22 protein-coding genes are annotated in these 22,586 nt (G+C 71.1%); 8 read left to right on the forward strand and 14 right to left on the reverse strand.

The features are described from left to right. Positions 1–50 precede the first annotated feature (50 nt). A complete protein-coding gene (locus tag KV106_RS08250) occupies positions 51–938 on the forward strand; it encodes a LysR family transcriptional regulator (protein WP_261208871.1) in 888 nt (295 codons plus the stop codon). Here KV106_RS08250 and KV106_RS08255 read toward each other — a convergent pair. The 4 genes from KV106_RS08255 to KV106_RS08270 all read right to left on the reverse strand — a co-directional run bounded on the left by KV106_RS08255 (position 875) and on the right by KV106_RS08270 (position 3,775). Continuing rightward, positions 875–2,092: an acyltransferase family protein gene (locus KV106_RS08255; protein WP_261208873.1), complete on the reverse strand. Its 1,218-nt coding sequence runs from the start codon at positions 2,090–2,092 to the stop codon at positions 875–877. The two genes, KV106_RS08250 and KV106_RS08255, sit on opposite strands and share 64 nt — an antisense overlap. Positions 2,093–2,149: 57 nt before the next feature. Continuing rightward, on the reverse strand, positions 2,150–3,157 hold the full coding sequence (locus KV106_RS08260) for a MerR family transcriptional regulator (protein ID WP_261208875.1): 1,008 nt from the start codon (positions 3,155–3,157) through the stop codon (positions 2,150–2,152). Positions 3,158–3,173: 16 nt separating this feature from the next. Further along, complete coding sequence (locus KV106_RS08265; protein ID WP_057597681.1) at positions 3,174–3,494, reverse strand: hypothetical protein; 321 nt, start codon at positions 3,492–3,494, stop codon at positions 3,174–3,176. Positions 3,495–3,604: 110 nt separating this feature from the next. Continuing rightward, entirely contained in the window at positions 3,605–3,775 is a 171-nt protein-coding gene (locus KV106_RS08270; protein WP_172705803.1) for a hypothetical protein, read from the reverse strand. A gap of 86 nt (positions 3,776–3,861) precedes the next feature. Between KV106_RS08270 and KV106_RS08275 the strand changes: the two genes are divergently transcribed. Beyond that, a complete protein-coding gene (locus tag KV106_RS08275; protein ID WP_261208878.1) occupies positions 3,862–5,310 on the forward strand; it encodes an MATE family efflux transporter in 1,449 nt (482 codons plus the stop codon). Here the strand turns inward: KV106_RS08275 and dbpA are convergent. The 3 genes from dbpA to KV106_RS08290 form a co-directional block, all read right to left on the reverse strand. Then, positions 5,285–6,691 (reverse strand): ATP-dependent RNA helicase DbpA, encoded by a 1,407-nt coding sequence (gene dbpA, locus KV106_RS08280; RefSeq protein WP_261208880.1) that lies wholly within the window; start codon positions 6,689–6,691, stop codon positions 5,285–5,287. The two genes, KV106_RS08275 and dbpA, sit on opposite strands and share 26 nt — an antisense overlap. A 138-nt stretch (positions 6,692–6,829) precedes the next feature. Further along, positions 6,830–7,108, reverse strand: coding sequence for a translation initiation factor IF-1 (gene infA, locus KV106_RS08285; RefSeq protein WP_057597684.1), 279 nt, complete (start codon positions 7,106–7,108; stop codon positions 6,830–6,832). 418 nt (positions 7,109–7,526) lie between these two features. Then, a complete protein-coding gene (locus tag KV106_RS08290; protein WP_261208881.1) occupies positions 7,527–8,774 on the reverse strand; it encodes an MFS transporter in 1,248 nt (415 codons plus the stop codon). An 83-nt stretch (positions 8,775–8,857) separates the two neighbouring features. Here KV106_RS08290 and pdxR point away from each other — a divergent pair, with 83 nt between their 5' ends. Together pdxR and KV106_RS08300 are read left to right on the forward strand one after the other, a co-directional pair. After that, a complete protein-coding gene (gene pdxR, locus KV106_RS08295) occupies positions 8,858–10,339 on the forward strand; it encodes a MocR-like pyridoxine biosynthesis transcription factor PdxR (protein WP_057593718.1) in 1,482 nt (493 codons plus the stop codon). Positions 10,340–10,452: 113 nt separating this feature from the next. After that, positions 10,453–11,544, forward strand: a complete 1,092-nt coding sequence (locus KV106_RS08300; RefSeq protein ID WP_261208884.1) for a catalase family protein — start codon at positions 10,453–10,455, stop codon at positions 11,542–11,544. Positions 11,545–11,553: 9 nt separating this feature from the next. Here KV106_RS08300 and KV106_RS08305 read toward each other — a convergent pair whose 3' ends face one another. Next, the gene (locus KV106_RS08305; RefSeq protein ID WP_057593716.1) at positions 11,554–12,609 is read right to left on the reverse strand and encodes a sugar phosphate isomerase/epimerase family protein; all 1,056 of its coding nucleotides are present in this window, start codon (positions 12,607–12,609) and stop codon (positions 11,554–11,556) included. A gap of 106 nt (positions 12,610–12,715) precedes the next feature. On the opposite strand from KV106_RS08305, the gene KV106_RS08310 reads away from it, so the two are divergent. Then, positions 12,716–13,609 (forward strand): gamma-glutamyl-gamma-aminobutyrate hydrolase family protein, encoded by an 894-nt coding sequence (locus KV106_RS08310; RefSeq protein ID WP_057593715.1) that lies wholly within the window; start codon positions 12,716–12,718, stop codon positions 13,607–13,609. A 13-nt stretch (positions 13,610–13,622) separates the two neighbouring features. Here KV106_RS08310 and KV106_RS08315 read toward each other — a convergent pair whose 3' ends face one another. From KV106_RS08315 to KV106_RS08325, 3 genes are all read right to left on the reverse strand, one after another. Then, complete coding sequence (locus KV106_RS08315) at positions 13,623–13,802, reverse strand: hypothetical protein (RefSeq protein WP_057593714.1); 180 nt, start codon at positions 13,800–13,802, stop codon at positions 13,623–13,625. Positions 13,803–13,896: 94 nt separating this feature from the next. Further along, the gene (locus tag KV106_RS08320; RefSeq protein ID WP_261208890.1) at positions 13,897–14,883 is read right to left on the reverse strand and encodes a tripartite tricarboxylate transporter substrate binding protein; all 987 of its coding nucleotides are present in this window, start codon (positions 14,881–14,883) and stop codon (positions 13,897–13,899) included. Positions 14,884–14,886: 3 nt separating this feature from the next. Then, complete coding sequence (locus tag KV106_RS08325; protein ID WP_261208894.1) at positions 14,887–17,838, reverse strand: DNA topoisomerase III; 2,952 nt, start codon at positions 17,836–17,838, stop codon at positions 14,887–14,889. A gap of 140 nt (positions 17,839–17,978) precedes the next feature. On the opposite strand from KV106_RS08325, the gene KV106_RS08330 reads away from it, so the two are divergent. The 3 genes from KV106_RS08330 to KV106_RS08340 are packed head-to-tail and all read left to right on the forward strand — an operon-like array spanning position 17,979 to position 19,761. Further along, complete coding sequence (locus KV106_RS08330) at positions 17,979–18,707, forward strand: SET domain-containing protein (protein ID WP_409976495.1); 729 nt, start codon at positions 17,979–17,981, stop codon at positions 18,705–18,707. Between the two features lie 2 nt (positions 18,708–18,709). Then, positions 18,710–19,537, forward strand: coding sequence for a biotin--[acetyl-CoA-carboxylase] ligase (locus KV106_RS08335; protein ID WP_261208897.1), 828 nt, complete (start codon positions 18,710–18,712; stop codon positions 19,535–19,537). A gap of 14 nt (positions 19,538–19,551) precedes the next feature. After that, on the forward strand, positions 19,552–19,761 hold the full coding sequence (locus KV106_RS08340; protein ID WP_261208899.1) for a sporulation protein: 210 nt from the start codon (positions 19,552–19,554) through the stop codon (positions 19,759–19,761). Positions 19,762–19,770: 9 nt separating this feature from the next. On the opposite strand, the gene KV106_RS08345 is transcribed toward KV106_RS08340, so the two are convergent. The 3 genes from KV106_RS08345 to KV106_RS08355 form a co-directional block, all read right to left on the reverse strand. After that, entirely contained in the window at positions 19,771–21,210 is a 1,440-nt protein-coding gene (locus KV106_RS08345; protein WP_261208901.1) for a sensor histidine kinase, read from the reverse strand. Positions 21,211–21,247: 37 nt separating this feature from the next. Then, entirely contained in the window at positions 21,248–21,919 is a 672-nt protein-coding gene (locus KV106_RS08350) for a response regulator (protein ID WP_057593707.1), read from the reverse strand. A 73-nt stretch (positions 21,920–21,992) separates the two neighbouring features. Beyond that, the gene (locus tag KV106_RS08355) at positions 21,993–22,478 is read right to left on the reverse strand and encodes a MarR family winged helix-turn-helix transcriptional regulator (protein ID WP_057593706.1); all 486 of its coding nucleotides are present in this window, start codon (positions 22,476–22,478) and stop codon (positions 21,993–21,995) included. Positions 22,479–22,586: the final 108 nt, after the last annotated feature.

A 22,586-nucleotide genomic window follows, 5' to 3' on the forward strand; every position in this document is an offset into this window, starting at 1 on the left:
GTTGTGAATGTCTGAATAATGAATTGATTCATTACCAATGGTTGTGGATCATGGACCATCTCACCGCCCTCCAGGTCTTCCGCACCGCCGCCACCAGCGGCAGTTTCGCGGGCGCGGCGCGCCAGCTCGGGCTGTCGGCCGCCGCGGTCAGCAAGAACATCGCCGAGCTCGAGGCGCACCTGAAGGTGCGGCTCATCAACCGCACCACGCGCAGCATGAGCCTCACCGAGGCCGGCGCCGCCTACCACCAGCGGCTCTCGCGCATCCTCGACGATCTGAGCGAGGCCGACGCCGCGCTCGCGCCGATGGGCAGCAGCCCGTCGGGCGTGCTGCGGGTCAGCGCGCCGCTGACCTTCGCGCTGACCTGCATCTCGCCCGGCATCCCGGCCTTCATGGAGCGCCATCCGAACCTCAGGCTCGAGCTCGACCTGCAGGACGCGCGCACCGACCTGATCGGCGGCGGATACGACCTCGCGATCCGCGGCAGCGACCGGCTCGAGGACTCGAGCCTGGTGGCGCGCGAGCTCACGACCATGACCCACGTGCTGTGCGGCGCGCCGGCCTATTTCGCCGCCCGTGGCCGGCCCGCGCGGCCCGAGGACCTGAAGGCCTTCGACTGCGTGCAGTTCACGCTCTCGGGCCATGCCCACAAGTGGACCTTCCGGCGCGCCGGCCGCAGCGTGGCGGTGCCGGTCGACGGGCGCTACAAGGTCAGCTCCAGCCTCGCCGTGCGCGACGCGCTGCTCGCGGGCTTCGGCCTGAGCCTGATCCCGCGCATCTACGTCGCGCACGAACTGGCCGCGGGCCGGCTCGAGGCGGTGCTGGATGACTGGGAGGCCGACCGCACGCCGGTCTATGCCGTCTATCCCTCGCGTCACCTGGCCGCGAAGACGCGCGCCTTCGTCGACTTCCTGCTCGAGCGCTTCGCCTCGCGCTGACCGTTGAGCAGCCGCCCGATGGGCGTGCGGCGCGCCAGCAGCTCGTAGCTCGCGAGCGCGGCGAGCGAGGTGGCGGCGATGTTGAGGCCCATCTTCGCGAGCGCGCCCAGCGGCGCATGGAACAGCAGCACGCCGAAGCCGACGGTGCCGAGCATGTGGACCAGGTAGACCCAGTACGAGCTGCGCGAGAGGTAGTCGAGCACGCCGTTGCGCCGCGGCAGCCAGCGCACGAAGGCGCCGATCAGCGCCAGGCTCCAGAGCCAGCCGGCGGTGCCGTAGGCGAAGGCGATCCAGAAGGCGGCATGCGGCAAGGGCGCCGTGCCGCGCGCGGCGCCCAGCAGCACGAGCGTCGCGCCGAAGAAGCCCAGGCCCGCGAGCGCCAGGAGCTGGCAGCGCGCGGCGAAGCGGGCGAGCAGTTCCTGCCGCCCGTGCAGGCACAGGCCGAACACGAAGAACAGGCCGCTGTGCACCCATTCGCCCCAGGGCGGCAGGAAGGAGCCGCTCTGCGGCGCCAGGCCCGTGGGATGGAAGGACCCGGCCACCGCCAGCGGCAGCGCCAGCACCAGGACGCCCCAGGGCTGGCGCGCCAGCAGTTCGAAGCCGCGCGAAAAGCCCGCGCGCAGCCGCGCCGGCACGAAGCGGCCCAGCTTCGCGCCGGCCCAGGCCAGCACGCAGAGCCAGAACAGCTGGTAGATGAACCACAGGTGCAGCGTGTTGAATGGCGAGCCGCCCGGCGGGCGCGGCGGCGCCAGCGCCGCGTCGAGCCCCGGCACGCCGCGCACCGTGAGGTGGATGTAGACCATCGCGAGCAGCGTGGTCAGCGCGAACAGCGGCGGCCAGAACAGCGCGAAGGGCAGGGCGAGCCGCAGCGCGCGGTGGCGCAGCATGGCGCCGGCGCCGCGCCGCTCGACCAGCAGCGCGACGAAGAAGCCCGCGAGCACGAAGAACACCGGCATGCGGAAGCCGTGGATGAACAGCAGCAGCAGGTCGGCGACGCGCGAAGTTTGCGGGTCGCGCCAGGGCAGCGGCGAGGCGACGGTGAGGTGGTTGAGGGCCACGTGCAGCACGATGCCCAGCCACATCATGAGGGCGCGCAGGTTGTCGAGCGCGTGCAGGCGTTGCGGGGCGGAAGGAGGGGTGTTGGCGTTGTTCATGCGGCCACTGTTGGGCCTCACGCAACGTCAGGGTCAAGCGGGGACGAGCGGGTTTTTTCAGGCCGCGCGCAGCGTCGCCATGGCGCGCAGCAGCAGCTCGCGCACCGGCGGCGCGGTCACCGCCGCGGCCTGCAGCACGGGCTCGGTGGCCATGGCCCGCATCAGCCGGGCCGCGATGCCCGGGTCGTGGTCGCAGAAGGCATCGAACAGCGCGGCCCATTCGCGCGCGATCGCCTGCACGGCCGGATCGCCGGGCGCCGCGCCCCGGGCCTGCAGGGCCTCGAGTTCGCCCGAGAGCCGGCGCCAGGCCGCGTCGGGCGGCGTGCCCAGGCGCGCGAAGTCCTCGGCGTCGAGGTGGCGCAGCAGCGCGGCCATGCGCAGGCCGATGGCCTCTTCGATGTAGCCGATCAGCGCGGCCGAGGGGCCGTCGTCGCGCCGCGCCACCGGCTCGCTGCGGTACATCTCGCCCCAGCGCTCGATCAGGTCGTAGTTGCCGTCCATCCACTGGCCCATCAGCGTCATCCAGCGCGCGGCCAGCGGCTGCAGCTCGAGCGCATCGGCCGGCACGCCGCGCGCCATGCGCTCGCTCACCTCGGCGATCAGCGGCGGCCACTGGTCGGCCACCGCCTTCCAGTTCGCCATCAGCGCACGGATCTCCTCCGGGCTGAAGTAGCGGCCGTAGGTGCTCATCTGCTCGAGCGTCGCGAGCCAGTCGCCGGTGTCGGGGCGGCCGCCCTCGGCCAGCCGCTGTTCGAGCAGCGCGAGCCGCTCGCGCAGCGCCGTGGCCTGCGCGATCTGCCGGTCGAGCGCGGCGATCTGGCGCTCGACGATCGCGGGCAGCGATTCGCCGCCGGCGCCCAGCAGCCCGCCGATCTCGGCCAGCGGCAGCCCGAGCAGCCGCAGCGCCTGGATCGCATGCAGCCGCGCGATGTCGTCGGCGCCGTAGAGCCGGTAGCCAGCCTCCGAGCGCGCCGAGGGCGCGAGCAGGCCGATGGCGTCGTAGTGATGGAGCGTGCGCACCGTGAGCCCGGTGCGCCGCGCGAGTTCGCCGACCTGGAGCAGCATGGCGGCGGCGCCGGGTTCAGTCCCCGGACGGCACCGGTTCGGGCCCGGGCCAGCCCAGCAGCTCGGCCAGCCGCTGCACCACCCAGTCGGCCTCGCCGGGCTGCAGGCCCGCCTCGGGCGCGGCCAGGCCGGCGTGGATGCGCGCCAGGATCTCGTTCTCGACCGGCACCTCGGTGTGGTGCTGGATCTGCGCATGGCCCACCAGGTGGCTGGCCAGGTCCTCGCAGATCTCGTAGCGCGCGCGCACCACGCCGATGGGCTCGCGCAGCCGCTGCCGCGCGTCGGTGTAGACGGCGAAGAACGAGGGCGGGATCAGGATCTGGTTGTCGTCGGACATCGAAGCCTCATAGCCCCGGCAGGGGGCCCTCAACGACGAAACGCGCCCGCGGGCGCGTTTGTCGGGGTTTCGCGCCACCGGCCCGGCGGGCCGTGGCGGCGAAGGCCGGATCAGCCGCCCTTCTTGGCGCGCTTGCCGGGGTTCTTCTTGCTGCGCGTCGCGGTGCCGCGCTCGAGGCTGACCTTCTGGCCGCCACCGTTGCGCGGCAGGGTGAAGCCGGGCAGGGGCACGGGCTTCGGGCTGGCGAGACGGTCGGCTTCGGTACGGATTTTCTTGGGCATGGAAAGCTCGGGTAAAAGTGAAGTTCGAAGGCGTAATTAGGCCACAGCGAGGATTTTGCATGCCAGAAAGCGCAATGGGGGGAGACATGGCCCGGCCGAGGTTCGTCACGGGCTCGCTGCTGCGGCATGTCTGCGTGATGGCGGGCACCGGCGCCATCGGCCTGATCGCGGTGTTCGCGGTCGACCTGATCAACCTGTTCTACATCTCGCTGCTCGGCGAGAAGGCCATCGCCGCGGCCGTGGGTTTCGCGGGGGTGGTCGGCTTCTTCCACACCTCGCTGTGCATCGGGCTGATGATCGGCATCGCCGCCGTGGTCTCGCGCACCGTGGGCGCGGGCCGCGCGCACGACGCGCGCCGCATCGCCACCGCGAGCCTGGTGCTGATGGCGGCGATCTCGCTGGTGGCCGGCAGCGGCACCGCCTTCTTCCTCGGCCCGGCCGTGCATGCGCTGGGCGCCGAGGGGGAGACCGCGCGCTTCGCGCAGCGCTACCTCGCGATCACGGTGCACACGCTGCCGCTGCTCGGCCTGGGCATGGCCTGCTCGGCGCTGCTGCGCGCGGTCGGCGACGCGCGGCGCGCGATGATGGTCACGCTGGTCGGCGCCTTCGTCACCGCGGTGCTCGACCCGATCCTGATCTTCGGCTTCGGCATGGGGCTCGACGGCGCCGCCGTGAGCGCCGTGTTCTCGCGGCTGGCGCTGGCCGCGGTCGGGTTGCACGGCGTGGCGGTGCGGCACCGCATGCTGGGCCGTTTCGAGCCGAAGCAGCTGGGCGCCGATGCCCGCGCGATGGCCGCGGTGGCCGGGCCGGCGGTGCTGACCAATCTCGCGACGCCGGTGAGCGCCGCCTTCGTCACCCACAGCATCGCGCAGTTCGGGCCGGCGGCCGTGGCCGGCGCCGCCACCATCGACCGCGTGAGCCCGGTGGCCTTCGGGCTGGTCTACGCGCTGAGCGGTGCGGTCGGGCCGATCCTGGCGCAGAACCTCGGCGCCGGGCAGTACCGGCGCGTGCGCCAGGGGCTGCGCGACAGCCTGCTGGTCATGGGCGTGTCGGTGGCGGTGGCCTGGGCGGTGCTGGCGCTGGGGCAGGACCTGCTGATCCGCGCCTTCTCGGCCGACGGCGTCTCGGCCGAGCTGATCGCGCTGTTCTGCAGCTGGCTGGCGGCCAGCTTCTTCTTCGCGGGCGGCCTGTTCGTGGCCAATGCCTCGTTCAACAACCTCGGCCATCCGCTGCTGTCGACGGTCTTCAACTGGGGCCGCGCGACCGTGGGCACGGTGCCCTTCGTCTGGTGGGGCGCGCAGTATGGCGCGGCCGGCGTGCTGATCGGGCAGGCGGTGGGCGCCTCGATCTTCGGCGTGCTCGCCGTGACGGTGGCGTTCCGGCTCGCGAACCGGCTGGCGCTGCGCGAGGATGTCGCGCCGGCGCCGCCCGAAGACGTGGTACCGGTGCTCGACGCGCCGGTCGCGCCGACCTCGGCGGCCGGCGGCGCCGCCGCGCTCGCGGGCGACCTCAGAGATCCAGCAGCCGGACCTTGACGCTCTTGCCCTTGATGCGGCCGTCGTTGAGCCGGCGCGTCGCCTCGGCGGCGATGCCGCGCTCGACCGCGACGTAGGTCGAGTATTCGTTGACGTTGATCTTGCCGACCTGCTCCTTCGCATAGCCGCAGTCGCCGGTCAGCGCGCCCAGCACGTCGCCGGCGCGGATCTTCTCCTTGCGTCCGCCCACGATCTGCAGCGTGGCCATCGGCGGCGCGAGCGGCGCGCCCTGGCCGGGCGTGAGCTCGGCGAGCGGGTGCCATTCGGACTCGCGGCCCTGCAGCTGCTCGATCTTCCCGACGAAGCCCATCTCGTCCATGCTCGCGAGGTTCAGCGCCAGGCCCTCGGCGCCGCCCTGCTGGCCGACGCGGCCGGTGCGGCCGATGCGGTGCACGTGCACCTCGGCATCGGGCGTCACGTCGACGTTGATCACGGCTTCGAGCTGCGCGATGTCCAGGCCGCGCGCCGCCACGTCGGTGGCCACCAGCACCGAGCAGCTGCGGTTGGCGAACTGCACCAGCACCTGGTCGCGTTCGCGCTGCTCGAGCTCGCCGAACAGCGCGAGCGCGCTGAAGCCCTGCGCCTTGAGCACCTCGACCAGGTCGCGGCACTGCTGCTTGGTGTTGCAGAAGGCCAGCGTGCTGGCCGGGCGGAAGTGGTCGAGCAGCCGGCTCACGGTGTGCAACCGCTCGTTGTCCTTGACCTGGTACCAGCGCTGGCGGATCGCGCTGCCCGTGTGCTGGGCCTGCACCGCGATCTGCTGCGGGTCCTTCATGAACTGCTGCGCGAGCTTGGCGATGCCTTCGGGATAGGTGGCCGAGAACAGCAGCGTCTGGCGCTCCTTCGGGCACTGGCGCGCCACGGTCACGATGTCGTCGAAGAAGCCCATGTCGAGCATGCGGTCGGCCTCGTCGAGCACCAGCGTGTTGAGCGCGTCGAGCGCGAGGTTCTCGCGCTCGAGGTGGTCCATGATCCGCCCCGGCGTGCCCACCACCACGTGGGCGCCATGCGCCAGGCTCGCGGTCTGCCCGCGCAGCGCGACGCCGCCGCACAGCGTGACCACCTTGATGTTCTCTTCCGCGCGCGCCAGACGTCGGATCTCGGTCGTGACCTGGTCGGCCAGCTCGCGCGTGGGGCACAGCACCATCGCCTGCACCGCGAAGCGGCGCGGATTGAGGTTGGCCAGCAGCGCCAGCGCGAAGGCGGCGGTCTTGCCGCTGCCGGTCTTGGCCTGGGCGATCAGGTCCTTGCCGAGCAGCGCGACCGGCAGGCTCGCGGCCTGGATCGGCGTCATGCGCGCGTAGCCGAGCTGCGCGAGGTTGGCCAGCACCTGCGGCGCGAGCGGCAGGGTGGCGAAGTCGTCGGGGGAGGTGGTGGTCATGGCGTGGCCGCCAGCAGGCCCGGCGGAAGCTTGGAGAAGAGTCGGAGGAGCAAAAAAATCAGGGCCTTGCAGCCCGCCGCCAGGGCGACAGTGCTGCAAGGCCCTCGGGGGCTGCGACGGTCGGCGCTTGCCGGTCGTTCAGCGGCGCTGGGCGCCGCCGTTGTTGCCGCCGGGACCCGTCGGCGGAGGACCGCGGCGTTCCAGGTGGCGGAAGGTGATGCGGCCCTTGGTCAGGTCGTAGGGCGAGAGCTCCAGCGACACCTTGTCGCCCGCCAGGATGCGGATGTGGTGCTTGCGCATCTTGCCGCCGCTGTAGGCGATCAGCTGGTGACCGTTGTCGAGCGTGACGCGGTAGCGCGAATCGGGCAGGACTTCGGTCACTGCGCCGTTCATTTCGATCAGTTCTTCCTTCGGCATGCTTTATTACCTCGAATCTTCGTTGTCTGTTGGATATGAATGAAATCCGTCGTGTTTGGTTTCAGGCGCGACGGCCGGCCGACACACACGGCGCAGCGGGGACGCGCTCTGCTCGCTTCAACATGAACGAAGACCGTGGTGGCAATCATGGGCGCCGGAACTGGCGCTCCAACACACGGCAAGAACCGGCGTGCCTGGCGGGGGAGGTGCGGAACCCGGGGATTTCAAATCGGGTTCAGGGGGCCTCGGTGCCAATCGGCCAGCCGGTGGGGTGACGAGAAAAGACTTCGTCGTAGTATCGAAACGAACCCGGCATTGTAACCGGACTGGCATGACTGTTGCTCAGGTTTCGGTCGGGACTGGCGCGAACGCGCGACAAATCGGCCGATATTGCTATTAAAAGAGGAGCTGAAAGCCCTCAGGCCGTCGCAGGCTCCCCGACCCGCGCGAGCGCACCGCCGCGCTGGCGGCCCCGGGCCAGCAGCAGCACGCCGGCCAGCTGGCAGGCCGCGCCCACCCAGCCGACGGCGCTCACGCCGAACCACGCGATCGCCACGCCACCGAACAGCGAGCCGGCCGCGATCCCGAGGTAGATCGCCGAGGCGTTGAGCGACAGCGTCATCGGCGCGCGCTCGGGCGCCAGCCGGATCAGCCGCACCGCCTGCGCCGGCCCGAAGCCCCAGCCCGCGAAACCCCACAGCGCCGCCAGGCCCACCACGGCCGGCAGCGCCAGGCCGCCGGGCAGCGCCTGGGCCGCGAGCGACAGCCCGCCGAGGACCGCCACCAGCAGCAGCGCGAAGCCGCGCGCCACCCGGTCGGCGCCGAAGCGGTCGGTGGCCCAGCCGCCGGCCGCGGTGCCGAGCGCCGCCGCCACGCCGATGGCGACGAACACCGCGCCGATACCTTCGGGGCCGATGCCCACCGTGCGCGAGAGGAAGAGGGCGATGTAGGTGTAGAAGCTGAAGCCGCCCGTGGTCCAGAGCACGCTGGCGCCGAGTCCGGCCAGCACGCCCGGCGCGCGCAGCACGGCGAAGGCCGCGCCGCCCGATGCGGCGGGCGCCGCCACCGCGAGCCGGCGCGGCAGCCCGGCCGCCAGTCCCACGGTCGCGACCAGGCCCAGCGCGGCGATCAGCAGGTAGGCCGTGCGCCAGCCGCCCCAGCCCGCGATCCAGGCGCCCAGCGGCACGCCGAGCGCCACCGCCAGCGTGCCGCCGCCGGTGACGATCGCCAGCGCACGGCCGCGCAAGGCGGGCGACACCAGCGAAGCCGCCACCGCGCTCGCGGTCGGCACGAACACGCCCGCCACCAGGCCCAGCGCCAGCCGCGCCAGCGCGAGCTGGCCGAAGCCCTGCGCCATCGACGCCAGCAGCGTGAGGCCGCTGAAGGCCGCGAGGCTCGCGACCAGCAGCGGCCGGCGGCCGAAGCGCGCGCAGGCCGCGGCCATCAGCGGCGAGCCGATCGCATAGCTGAGCGCGAACAGCAGCACGAGCTGGCCCGCGTGCGTGGGGCTGATTCGCAGGTCGGCCGCGAGCACTGGCAGCAGGCCGGCGACGATGAAGCTCTCGGTGCCGATCGCGAAGGCGCCGAGCGCGAGCCAGGCGAGGCTCGGCGGCAGGCGTTCCGGCGTGGCGGGAGCGGTGGAAGAGGGGGCGGGATCGTGGTGCATGGCGGGTTCTCCATCGAGCATTCCAAGGACTCCAGCGTAGGCTTGCGATTGGTTCCTCAAAAGAACCACAATCTGCCAATTCCATGGAGCCACTTTTCGAGCTGTCCCTGCAGCTGCCCGCGACCGGCTCGCGCGAACTGCTGCGCGAGCTGCACCGGCAGCTGCACGCCGCCATCCTCGACGGCCGGCTGCGGCCCGGTGCCCGCCTGCCCGCCACGCGCGCGCTCGCGCAGCGCCTGGGCGTGTCGCGCAACACCATGCTGGCGGCCTACGACCTGCTGCTCAGCGAGGGCTACCTGGTCGCCCGCCCCGGGGCCGGCACCTACGTGGCCGACACCCTGCCGGCCTCGCGCCGCGGCCGGTCGCCACGGGTCGAGGCCGGCACGCCGCGCCGCGACCCGCGCCTGGCCCCGCCGCGCGTGCCCGGCGCCAACTTGCCGCCCACGCTGCAGCAGCGCCCGGCGCGCGACGATTTCCGCATCGGCCTGCCCGATGCGAGCGCGCTGCCCTTCGACATCTGGCGCCGGTTGTCCGACCGCGCGCTGCGCCGCATCGCGCGCGGCGGCGGCGAAGCGGCGCAGTACGCCGATCCACGCGGCCAGCCGGCGCTGCGCGAGGCGATCGCGCGCCACGTGTCCTTCACGCGCGCGGTCGGTTGCGGTGCCGACGACATCGTCGTCACCGCCGGCGCGCAGCAGGCCTTCGGGCTGCTCGCGCGCATCCTCGTCGTGCCGGGGCGCACGGTGGTGGCGGTCGAGCAGCTGTCCTATCCCTCGCTGCGCGAGGCCTTGTCGGCCGCGGGCGCGAAGGTGGTGCCCGTGCCCACCGACGCCGAGGGCCTGTGCGTCGAGCGGCTGCCGGCCGAGGCGCGCGTGATCTGCGTGACGCCCTCGCACCAGTTCCCCACCGGCGTGGCCATGTCGACGCCGCGGCGCGCCGCGCTGCTGGCCTTCGCGCGCGAGCGCCAGGCGGTGGTGATCGAGGACGACTACGACAGCGAATTTCGCTTCGCCGGCCGCCCGCTCGACGCGCTGCAGACGCTGGACCGCGCCGACTCGGTCTGCTACGTGGGCACCTTCTCGAAGAGCCTCTTTCCCGCGTTGCGCCTGGGCTTCGTGGTGGCGCCGCCGTGGGCGCGCGCGGCGCTGGTGCGCATGCGCGAGCTGGCCGACTGGCACAGCCCGGTGCTGGGCCAGGACGCGCTGGCCGACTTCATCGCCGAGGGCCACCTGGCGCGCCACATCCGCAGGATGCGCAAGGTCTACGGCGAGCGCCGCCGCCTGCTGCTCGAGGCGCTGGTGCGCCATGGCGCGGACCTGTTCGAGGCCATTCCCTCGCAGGCCGGCCTGCACCTGTCGGCCTGGCTGCATGCGCCGCTGCGCGCCGAGGCGCTGGCGCGGCGCGCGGCCGAGGCCGGCATCGCGCTGGCGCCGCTGTCGCGCTATGCCTTCGACCCGCGCGTGGCCGACGCGCCCGAGGGCCTGGCCTTCGGCTACGGGCTGATCGAGGCCGCGCGCATCGACGACGCGATCCGGCGCGTGGCGCAGCTCGCCCGCGCCGGCTGACGCAGCCTCTCGTGCAGGCGGTCGAGCGCAGCCACGGGAGCCGACGGCCTACATCGCGCGCCGGTCGTGCCGCGCTCAATGGCTCGGCCCACGATGCCCAAGGAGCCTCGACCATGAACGACACCGCCACGCCCACATCCACGCTTGCCCCCGTGCGTTTCGATCCCTCCGTGGAGACCGAACGCGAGGACGAGGCCCAGACGCAGATCGAGCTGGTCGCCACCTTGCGCGAGATGGCGCAGACCATGGCCGAGCACACCGGCCATGCCATGCGCGCCGTGCACGCCAAGAGCCACGGCCTGCTGCATGCCGAACTCGTCGTGCCCGAAGGCCTGCCGCCCGCCTACGCGCAGGGCCTGTTCGCCAGGCCGGGGCGCCATCGCGCGGCGATGCGGTTGTCGACGCCGCCGGCCGAGGTGCTCGACGACCGCATCTCGCTGCCGCGCGGCATGGCGCTCAAGGTGTTCGACGTCGAGGGCGAGCGCGTCGAGGGCTCCGAGGGCCACACCACGCAGGACTTCCTGTTCGTCGACGGCCCGGTGTTCGTCGCGCCCGACGCGCGCGGCTTCCTGCGCAGCCTCAAGCTGCTCGCGGCCACCACCGACCGCGCGCCGACCGGCAAGCTGCTGCTGTCGGGCGTGCTGCAGAGCATCGAGAAGCTGATCGAGGTTGCGGGCGGCTCGAGCGCGAAGCTGGTCGCGCTGGGCGCGCATCCGCTGACCCATCCGCTGGGTGCCACCTTCTTCACGCAGGTGCCGATCCGCTTCGGCGATCACATCGCCAAGCTGCAACTCGCGCCGGTGTCCGAGGCGCTCGTGGCGCTCGAGAAGGCCGAACTGCATCTGGACGGCAAGCCCGACGGCACGCGCGAGGCGGTGATGGACTTCCTGCGCACGCACGGCGGCGAGTGGGAGCTGCGGGCCCAGCTGTGCGTCGACCTTGAGCGCATGCCGGTCGAGGACGCCTCGGTCGAATGGCCGCAGGAACTCAGTCCCTACGTGACGGTCGCGCGCGTGCTGGCGCCGCCGCAAGCAGGCTGGAGCGAGGAGCTGTCGCGCGAGATGGACGACGGCATTGCCTTCAGCCCCTGGCAGGCGCTCGCGGCGCACCGGCCGCTGGGCGGAGTGATGCGCGCGCGCAAGGCGGCCTACGCGGCCTCGTCGGAATTTCGCGGCGAGCGCAACGGCTGCCCGCTGCATCGCTGAGCGGCTGCGTCAGTCGAGGCCGAGCACGCGCCGGTTGGCCGCCACGTCGACACCGCCGGCTGCGAAGTCGTCGAAGGCGCGGTCGGCCACGCGGATGATGTGGTCGGCGATGAACTTCGCGCCCTCGCGCGCGCCGTCCTCGGGGTGCTTGATGCAGCACTCCCACTCGAGCACCGCCCAGCCCGGGAAGTCGTACTGCGCCATCTTTGAGAAGATGGCCTTGAAGTCGACCTGCCCGTCGCCCAGCGAGCGGAAGCGCCCGGCGCGGTCGATCCACTTCTGGAAGCCGCCGTACACGCCCTGCTTGCCGGTCGGGTTGAACTCGGCGTCCTTCACGTGAAAGATCTTGATGCGCTCGTGGAAGTGGTCGATGTAGGCCAGGTAGTCGAGCTGCTGCAGCACGAAGTGGCTCGGGTCGTAGAGCAGGCAGGCGCGCGGATGGTTGTTCACGCGCTCGAGGAACATCTCGTAGCTCACGCCGTCGTGCAGGTCCTCGCCCGGATGGATCTCGTAGCCCACGTCCACGCCCGCGGCGTCGAAGGCGTCGAGGATCGGGCGCCAGCGCCGCGCGAGCTCGTCGAAGGCCTCCTCGATCAGTCCCGGCGGGCGCGGCGGCCACGAGTACAGGTAGGGCCAGGCCAGCGCGCCCGAGAAGGTCGCGTGCGCCGTGAGGCCTAGGTTCGCCGAGGCCTTCGCCGCGTAGTGCAGCTGCTGCACCGCCCACTGCTGGCGCGCCGCCGGATTGCCGCGCACCTCGGGCGCTGCGAAGCCGTCGAAGCCCGCGTCGTAGGCCGGGTGCACCGCCACCAGCTGGCCCTGCAGATGGGTCGAGAGCTCGGTGATCGAGAGGCCGTGCGCGGCGAGCGTGCCCTGGATCTCCTCGCAGTAGGTCCTGCTCTCGGCGGCCTGCTTCAGGTCGATCAGCCGCGCGTCCCAGCTCGGGATCTGCACGCCCTTGTAGCCCAGGCCCGCGGCCCAGCCCGCGATCGCGTCGAGCGAGTTGAAGGGCGCGGTATCGCCCGCGAACTGGGCCAGGAAGATGGCGGGCCCCTTGATCGTCTGCATGCGGTGTCTCCTTGTGGGCCCGACAGGATACTTCGCGGGTTCGGCTGACACACGACCGAAGTTCGGTGGGCGCAGAATGAATTTCGCTCACAGGGAACCCATCGAGATGCCCCAGCCCGTCTCCGCCCGACTCAAGATCGGTTTGTCCGCCTGCTTCTCGCACGCCGATCCGGCGCGCTCGCTGTTCACCAACAAGACCCTGCAGTACGTCGAGCAGTCGATCGCCCACTGGCTGATGTCGGCCGGTGCGATGGTGGTGATGGTGCCCTGCCCCACGGGCGAGACCGCGCGCGGCGACACCAAGCTCTCGCACTACGCCGAGTGGCTCGACGGCGTGGTGATGCACGGCGGCGCCGACGTCTGGCCCGGCAGCTATGGCGAGGTGCCGCTGAAGGACGCCTGGATCGGCGACCGCATCCGCGACCTCTACGACCTCGCGCTGGTCGAGGCCTTCGAGCAGGCCGGCAAGCCGATCTTCGGCGTGTGCCGCGGGCTGCAGCTCATCAACGTGGCCTTCGGCGGCACGCTCTACCAGGACATCGAGGAGCAGCACGGCCATCCCGAGACGCTGCGCCACCGCGACCCGGTGACCTACGACCAGAACTTCCACCAGATCGGGATCGTGCCGGGCACGCGGCTCGCGAAGCTCTATCCCGAGGTGCAGACCGCGCGCGTCAACAGCATCCATCACCAGGGCGTGAAGGACCTCGCGCCGGGTTTCGAGGTCGAGGCCTGGAGCCTGCCCGACCGCGTGCCCGAGGCGATCCGCCGCCGGCCCGACCGTGGCCGCAGCTACATCGCGGCCACGCAGTGGCACCCCGAATTCCACAAGTACGGCAGCACCGAGACCGTGGACGACACGCCGATCCTGCACGACTTCCTGTGGGCCTGCGCCACCGCCAAGGTGGCGCCGAAGACCACGCTGCGCGGCGCGCCCGGCAAGATCCGCGACCGCGCGGCGCGCGTGCTGCAGCAGGCGCTGCTGCGGCGGCGCCGCTGAGCGCCGCGCCGGTTCAGCGGCGCTCGGACTTGGTCGAGTAGCCGCTGACGCCGGCGTCGATGGTGCCGAACACCGTCACGCCGCTGCCCGAGGAGGCGGTGCCGCCGGCATCGGCGGTGCGCGAGGACGAGGCACAGCCCGCGAGCGAGAAGCCCATGGCGAGGGCGAAGGCGGTGGCAATCAATGACTTCATGGAATCTGTCCCAGGGTGGATCGAACGACTATAGGCCGCGGGCCGTGGCGGCCTGTAACAAGACCCTGGAGATCGTGCCGGGTTCCCGTGGCGACTATTCGGGCTTCGCGCCCGAGGCCTTGACGGCCGCGCCCCAGAGCCCGATCTCGCTCGCGACGAAGCGGTCGAACTCGGGCCCGGTGGTGGGCGCCGGCTCCGAGCCGCGCTCGCGCATGAAGCGCGCCATCTGCTCGCTCTTGAGGATCTCGGTCACCTCGCGGTTCAGGCGCGTCACCACCTCGGCGGGCGTGCCGCGCGGCGCCATCAGGCCGAGCCAGCCCACGGCCTCGAAGTCGCGCGTGCCGGCCACGCCGCTCTCGCGCACGGTGGGCACCTCGGGCAGCTGCGAGGAGCGCGTGGCCGAGGTCACGGCCAGCGGGATCGCCTTGCCGGCCTTGATGTGCGGCAGCGCGGCGGTCACCGAATCGATCATCAGCGGCACCTGGTTGCCGAGGAAGTCGGCCTGCGCGGGCCCGCTGCCCCGGTACGGAATGTGCGTGACGAACACATGCGCCGCCGACTTGTACATCTCGCCCGACAGATGCTGCGTGCCGCCGATGCCGGCGCTCGCGTAGCTGAGCCGGCCGGGCTCGGCCTTCGCGCGCGCGGTGAGCTCGCCCAGCGTGCGGATGCCGCTCTCGGGCGTGGCGAGGAACACCAGCGGCACCTTGGCGATCAGGGAAATGCCCACGAGGTCGCGGCGCGGGTCGAAGCCGGGCTTGGCGTAGAGCGTCTGGTTGACCGCCATCGCGCTGCCGGCCACCACCAGCGTGTAGCCGTCGGGCTGCGAGCGCACCACGAACTCGGTGCCGATGTTGCTGCCGGCGCCGGCCTTGTTGTCGACGATCACCGGCTGGCCCAGCCGGCGGCCGAGCTGCTCGGCGAGCGCGCGCGCGAAGATGTCGGTGGCCTGCCCGGGCGGGAAGGGCACCACCAGCTTGACGGGCTTGTCGGGCCAGTCGGCAGCCCGGGCCGGAGCCCAGGCGGAAAGCAGCGCCAATGCAAGGGTGCCGGCCGTGCCCGCGAAGCGTCTGCGCCGCATGGCTCAGGGCGCCGTGAGGTGCTTGCCCACGATGCCCGCGAGCTCGAACATCGTCACCTGGTCCTTGCCGAACACCGGCTTGAGCTTGGCGTCGGCATTGATCGAGCGCTTGTCCTTCGCGTCCTGCAGGCCGTTGGCCTTGATGTAGTCCCAGAGCTTCTTGACCACCTCGGTGCGCGCCACCGGCTCGTTGCCGATCACCGCGGCGAGCGCGTCGCTGGGCTTGAGGCCGGCGCCGGTCTTGCGCGGCGTCTTCTTCTCGGCCGGTGCCTTCTTGGCCGCGGGCGCCTTCTTCGCCGCCACCTTCTTGGCGGCCGCGGTCTTGCCGGCCGGCGCGGCCTTGCCGAAGGTCTTGCGCGGCGGGAATTTGCTGCCGCCCTCGCGTGGCGCGAACTCGAAGGTCACCTTGCCTTCTTCGGCGTTCCAGGTCAGGAAGGCCTTGAAGGCGCGGCGAGTGCGCATCGAGACGAACTTGTCGAGCAGGTCGGTCTTGCCGGTGGCCAGCAGCTTCTCCATCTGCGCGCGTTCCACCGGCTGCTGCAGGATGATCTTGCCGGTCTTGAAGGTGCAGCTCGGCGTGGGCTGGGCCTGGGTCGGCACCGACTTCTCGCAGACGTAGTTGCTGCCGTGCTCGAACACGGGCGCGCCGCAGATCGGGCAGGGTCCGACCGTGTCCTGCTCGCTGAAATCGATGATCTCGCCGCTGTCCTCGTTCTTGTCGTCGCCGAAGTCGAACTCCAGCTTCCAGTTCTTCGCCTCCTCGTCGTACTTGAGCACGATCTCGGAGGTGAAGGGCCAGCCGGCCTTGGAGCGGAAGCCCTCGAGCGGGCCGATGTGCTTGTCGCGCAGCAGCGCCTCGGCCTCGGCGACCTCGAAGGTGCGTCCGGCCGGCGACTTGCCGAACGAGAAGCCGCAGGCGTCCTCGCCGGTGCCGCTCTTGCCGGTGCAGCCGTAGCGGCGGTAGTTCTCCTTCACCACGCCGCCGCAGTTGGGGCAGGGCGTGGCCAGCGTCGTGTAGTCGCCCGGCACCGTGTCGCGGTCGTACTCCTTGGCCTTCTTGACGATGTGCTCGGTCATCGCCGCGATCTCGCGCATGAAGGCGTCGCGGCTGAGCGACCCCTTCTCCATCTGCGCGAGCTTGTATTCCCATTCGCCGGTGAGCTCGGCCTTGGAGAGTTCCTCCACGCCGAGGCCGCGCAGCAGCGTCATGAGCTGGAAGGCCTTGGCGGTCGGGATCAGCTCGCGGCCCTCGCGCAGCATGTACTTCTCGGCGATCAGGCCTTCGATGGTGGCCGCGCGCGTGGCTGGCGTGCCCAGGCCCTTCTCCTGCATCGCCTCGCGCAGTTCCTCGTCGTCGATGGTCTTGCCCGCGCCTTCCATGGCGCCGAGCAGCGTGGCTTCGGAGTAGCGCGCCGGCGGGCGGGTCTTCAGGCCCTTGGTGTCGACGCTCTCGGCCAGCACCATCTCGCCGGGCTTGACCGGCACCAGGTTCTTGCCGTCCTTCTCGTCGTCGTCGCTGACGGCTTCCTTGCCGTAGATCGCGAGCCAGCCCGGCTTGACCAGCACCTTGCCGTCGGAGCGGAAGGCGTAGTTCTTGCCGGCCTGCGCCACCGTGCTGACGCGGGTCGTGACCTGGTATTCGGCGCTCGGGAAGAACACCGACAGGAAGCGGCGCACCACGAAGTCGTAGAGGCGCTGCTCGGCTTCCGACAGGCCGCTGGGCGCCTGCAGGGTCGGGATGATCGCGAAGTGGTCCGACACCTTCGCGTTGTCGAAGATGCGCTTGCTCGGCTTGACGTAGTTGTTGTCGATCGCCTGCTGCGCGAACGGCGCGAGGTGGCGCATGCCGCTGGTGGCGAGCATGCCCAGGGTCTGCTTGACCACCGGCAGGTAGTCCTCGGGCAGGGCGCGCGAGTCGGTCCGCGGATAGGTCAGCGCCTTGTGGCGTTCGTACAGGCTCTGCGCCAGCGCCAGCGTGGTCTTGGCCGAGTAGCCGAAGCGGCTGTTGGCCTCGCGCTGCAGCGAGGTCAGGTCGAACAGCAGCGGCGAGGCCTGGGTGGTGGGCTTGCTTTCCTCCGTGACGCTGGCGGGCTTGCCGCGCGCGGCCTCGGCGATGGCCAGCGCGTCGCGCTCGTTCCAGACCCGGTCGGCGCGTTGCTCGGGGTCGGGCTCGCCGTTGGGCAGCAGCGGCGCGTTGGCCTTCTTCCAGGCCGGGTCGAACCACTTGCCCGGGTAGTGGCCGGCTTCGGCCAGGAAGCTGGCGTGCACTTCCCAGTAGTCGCGCGAGACGAACTTGCGGATCTGCTCCTCGCGCTCGACCACCACCGACAGCGTGGGCGTCTGCACCCGGCCCACGGTGGTCAGGAAGAAGCCGCCGTCGCGCGAATTGAAGGCCGTCATCGCGCGCGTGCCGTTGATGCCCACCAGCCAGTCGGCCTCGGAGCGCGAGCGCGCGGCGTCGGCCAGGCCCTGCATCTGCTTCTCGGTGCGCAGCGAGTCGAAGCCGTCGCGGATCGCCTGCGGCGTCATCGACTGCAGCCACAGCCGGCGCACCGGCTTGTTCAGGCCCGTCTTGCCGCCGGCGTACTGTTCGATCAGGCGGAAGATCAGCTCGCCCTCGCGGCCCGCGTCGCAGGCGTTCACGAGCTGGGTCACGTCCTTGCGCTTGGCCTGCTTGACCACCGCGTTGAGGCGGGTCTTGGTCTTGTCGACCGGCTTGAGGTCGAAGTGCGGCGGGATCACCGGCAGGTTGGCGAAGCTCCACTTGCCGCGCTTGACGTCGAACTCCTCGGGCGCCTGGATTTCCACCAGGTGGCCGACGGCACTGGTCACGACGTACTGGTCGTTCTCGAAGTGCTCGTCGTGCTTGTCGAACTTGCCGGCCACCGGCGTGAGCGCACGCACGATGTCCTGCGCCACCGACGGTTTTTCTGCAATAACCAATGTCTTCGTCATCTGTGCTCTCTCAACTGTTTCGCCAAGCCGGCTCGCGGGCCATGCGCGCAGCGCCATGGGCTCTCTCTATACTCGGCGGCTTCTCGCGTGCGCACACGCGCACGCGCATGTGTGCATATTCAAACTAACAGACTTCGGCGATGCCTTCCAAATCCCCACTTTCCAACGCCCGCCGAATCCAGACGCGGCGTTCCTCCGTTCATGGGAACGGCGTGTTCGCGGTGCAGGACCTGGCCGAAGGCGAGCGGATCATCGAATACAAGGGCGAGATCATCACGTGGAAGGAGGCCCTGCGCCGCCATCCGCACGATCCGGCCCAGCCGAATCACACTTTCTACTTCCACATCGACGACGGGCGCGTGATCGACGGCAACGTCGACGGCAATGCGGCCCGCTGGATCAACCACTCGTGCGAGCCCAACTGCGAAGCCGACGAGGTCGATGGGCGCGTTTATATCAAGGCGCTGCGCAACATCGCGGCCGGCGAGGAACTCAACTACGACTACGGTCTGATCATCGACGAGCCGTACACCGAGAAGCTGCTGTCCGAGTTCCCGTGCTACTGCGGCTCCGAGCAATGCCGCGGCACGCTGCTCACGCCGAAGGACGACGACGAGGACGACAAGAAGAAAAAGAAGAAGGCGAAGAAGAAGGAAGCGAAGAAGGCCGAAAAGAAGAAGGCCGACAAGAAGGCGGAGAAGAAAGCCGAAAAGAAGGCCGACAAGAAGTCGGACAAGAAGAAGGACGGCAAGAAGAAGGACGGCAAGAAGAAGGACAAGGAAGCGAAGGCCGACAAGCCGGCCAAGCCGAAGAAGGCCGAGGCGGTCGCCGAGACCGCCCCCGTCGCGGCCGGCAACGGCGGGCTCTGAGCATGGCCGCCGGCGGCAGCGCCCTGCGGTGGCACGAGGAGCGGATCGCCGCCGCGGTCGCCCCGCTGCTGCCGGGCTTCGCGGCCGAGGTGGTCGCCGAGGTCGATTCCACCAACACCGAACTCATGCGGCGCGCGCGCGCCGGGCGGACCGAGCCCGTGCTGCTGGTCGCCGAGCGCCAGACCGCGGGCCGCGGCCGGCTCGGCCGGCCCTGGCAGAGCGCGCAGCAGCCCGGCGACGATGTCGCGCCGTCGCTGACCTTCTCGCTGGGCCTGCCGCTCGCGCCGGCCGACTGGTCGGGCCTCTCGCTCGCGGTCGGCGTGAGCCTGGCCGAGAACCTCGATCCCACGGGCGCGGCCAGGGTCGGGCTCAAGTGGCCCAACGACCTCTGGGTCGACGAGCGCAAGCTCGTGGGCATCCTGATCGAGACCGCGCTGCCGCATGCCGGCGGTGCCGCACCGGCGCCGCGCTACGTGGTGATCGGCATCGGCGTGAACATCGGCACGCGCGAGGCCGAGGGCATGCGCACGCCGCCCGCCTGGATGCGCCAGTGGCGCCCCGACGCCACGTCTCCCGCGGTGCTGGCCGAGCTGATCCCGCCGCTGGTGCGCGACGTGCTCGCCTTCGGCGCGCGCGGCTTCGCGCCGTTCGCCGAGCGCTTCGCGGCGCGCGACGTGCTGCGCGGGCGCGAGGTGGTGCTCAGCGACGGCCGCGCGGGTCTGTGCGAAGGCGTCTCGTGGACCGGCGAGCTGCAGGTGCGCACGGCCGAGGGCCTGCAGGCCATCGTCAGCGACGAAGTCAGCGTGCGGCCGCGCGGCATGGCCCTCTGAGACCGGACGCCGCGATGCCGCTGCGCCTGCTCGTGATCGCCCTGCTGGTCCTCAACGGCGGCTACTGGCTGTGGTCGCGCGGCGACCTCGCGGGCATCGGCCTCGCGCCGGCGGGGCTCGACGAGCGCGATCCGCAGCGCCTCACGCGGCAGATCCATCCCGAGTACTTGCAGATCCGCGCCGAGCCGCCGAAGGCCGGCGCGTCGGACGCCAGCGCCCGATAGGCCAGCCGTTCAGGCCGGCGCGCTCTCGAAGCGCACCGTGAAGCGCGCGCCCGGCGGCTGCCGCTCGGGATGCGCGTCCTCGAGCGTCACCTGCGCATGGTGCTGGTTCGCGATCTCGCGCACGATCGGCAGTCCCAGGCCCGAGCCGTCGGCCTCGTTGCCGAGCACGCGGTAGAAGGGTTCGAACACGAGCTCGCGGTCGGCTTCGGAAATGCCCGGGCCGTTGTCCTCCACCTGCAGCAGCAGCACCCGGCCGAAGGGATCGGCCAGCACCCGCGCGGTGATCACGCCGGCGCGTTCGGGCCGCGAGGGCGTGTAGTTGATCGCGTTGTCGACCAGGTTGCGCACCAGCTCCTTGAGCAGGGTCGGGTTGCCCTCGAGCACCACGCCGCGCGAGCCGGGATCGACACCGTCGTAGCCGAGGTCGATGCGCTTCTCGATCGCGCGCGGCACCGCCTCGCGCACCACCTCGATCGTGAGCCGCGCCAGGTCGCAGGGCTGGCGATGGACGCCGGCGCTGTTGCCCTCGGCGCGTGCCAGCGACAGCAGCTGGTTCACCGTGTGGGTGGCGCGCACGCTGGCGCGGCCGATCTGCTTGAGCGACTGCTTGAGCTCGTCGGCGTTGGCGTTCTCGCGCTGCGCCAGGTCGGCCTGCATGCGCAGGCCCGCGAGCGGCGTCTTGAGCTGGTGCGCCGCGTCGGCCAGGAAGCGCTTCTGCGTGTCGATGGAATCGTTGAGCTTGTCGAGCAGCTCGTTGACCGAGGACACCAGCGGCACCACCTCCAGCGGCACCGAGGATTCGTCGAGCGGGCTCAGGTCGCCCGGGCGGCGCTCGCGGATGCGCGCCTCCACCACCGACAGCGGCTTGATGCCGCGCACCAGCGCCAGCCAGATCAGCAGCACCGCGAGCGGCAGGATCGCGAACTGCGGCAGCAGCACGCCCTTGATGATCTCGGCCGCCAGCAGCGACTGCTTCTGGCGCGTCTCGGCCATCTGCAGCAGCGCGGGCGGCGCGTCGGGATGCTCGCCGGCCAGCCAGACCGAGGCCACGCGCACCGGCTTGCCGTTCATCTCGCCGTCGCGCAGCGAGACCTGGCCGATCACCGGCGGCTCGTCGAGGCTGGGATGCGGCACGTCGCGCTCGCCGCTGAGCAGCGCGCCGTGGCTGTCGAGCACCTGGTAGTACACGCGGTCGGCATCGTCGCCGCGCAGGATCTCGCGCGCCGACTGCGGCAGTTCGAAGCGCGGGCCGCCCTTCTGCGTCGTGACCATGCGCGCCAGCGTCTCGACGTTGTGCTCGAGCGCGCGGTCGAAGGGCGCGTTGGCGATGCCCTGCGCCACCAGCCAGGTCACGCCGATGCTGACCGGCACCAGCAGCAGCAGCGGCGTGAGCATCCAGTCGAGGATCTCGCCGAACAGGGAGCGCTGCGCGCGCTGGAAGAGTTTCATGGGGCCGGACCCGCCGCGCCTGGCGGCCGCGCGGGCGTCACTGGATCTTTTCGAGGCAGTAGCCGAGCCCGCGCACCGTGGCGATGCGCACCGGGCCCTTCTCGATCTTCTTGCGCAGGCGGTGGATGTAGACCTCGATCGCGTTGAGGCTCACCTCCTCGCCCCATTCGCACAGCCGCTCCACCAGCTGGTCCTTGCTGACCAGCCGGCCCGCGCGCTGCAGCAGCACCTCGAGCAGGCCCAGCTCGCGCGCCGACAGCTCGACCATCTTGCCGTCGAGCGTGGCGACGCGGCCGGCCTGGTCGTAGACCAGCGGGCCGTGCTTGATCGCGTTGCTGGTGGTGCCCATGCCGCGGCGCGTGAGGGCGCGCACGCGCGCCTCGAGCTCCTGCAGGCTGAAGGGCTTGGCCATGTAGTCGTCGGCGCCGTTGTCCAGGCCCTTGACGCGCTCCTCCACGCTGTCGGCCGCCGTCAGCACCAGCACCGGCAGCTGCGAGCCGCGCGCGCGCAGGCGCTTGAGGATCTCGATGCCGTGCAGGCTCGGCAGGCCGAGGTCGAGGATCAGCAGGTCGAACTCGCTGTGGGTCATGAGCGCGGTGTCGGCCTCGGAGCCGTTGGCCACGTGGTCGACCGCGGCGCCCGAGGTGCGCAGGCTGCGCAGCAGGGCGTCGGCCAGCACCTGGTCGTCCTCGGCAATCAGAATCCGCATAGCCCACCTCCAGCCCGGTTCGCGCCGCGGGGCGGCGCCGTTGCACGTTCGTTGTCTCCGCTCGGCAGGGAGTCTAGCCCGCCGTATAGGCTTCCAGACCGATGGTTACCACGGTGGCGACCTCGTCGCCCACGCTGGCGCGGAACTCGCGCTCGGCCTGCGTCACCGCCTGGCGGAAGGCCTCGAGCCAGGCCAGGCCGTCGGCCGTGAACAGCACGCGCCGCGCGCGCGCATCGAGCGGATCGGGCCCGCGCGTGACCAGCCCCCAGGCCTCGCACTGGTCGACCAGCGCGCCCATGGCCTGCTTGGTCATGCCGGCGCGCTCGGCGAGCTCGGTCAGGCGCGAGCCCTCGCGCGCGAGGTGGCGCGTGATGTGGACGTGGGCCGCGCTGACCTGCGCGCGCGCCGCCAGGTTCGACAGCGCGAGCGGCACGTCGACGTCGTGCGCCATCAGCGCGAGCACGCGCTCGTCGAAGCGCCGCATCGCGTGGCCGAGCAGCCGGCCCAGGTGGGTCTGGCGCCAGGCATCGGGGTCGAGGGGAAAAGGGGTGTCGCTCACGGCGTCAAATGGTAAAGCAAACTGACCAAAAAATGGGTTTACTCGAATCCATCTGCCCCTACACTACTGTTCAAGCATCCAGGCTGTAATTAAAAGCAGATGGATCCG

It is taken from the genome of Variovorax endophyticus (assembly GCF_025376855.1).
GTDB lineage: Bacteria > Pseudomonadota > Gammaproteobacteria > Burkholderiales > Burkholderiaceae_C > Variovorax.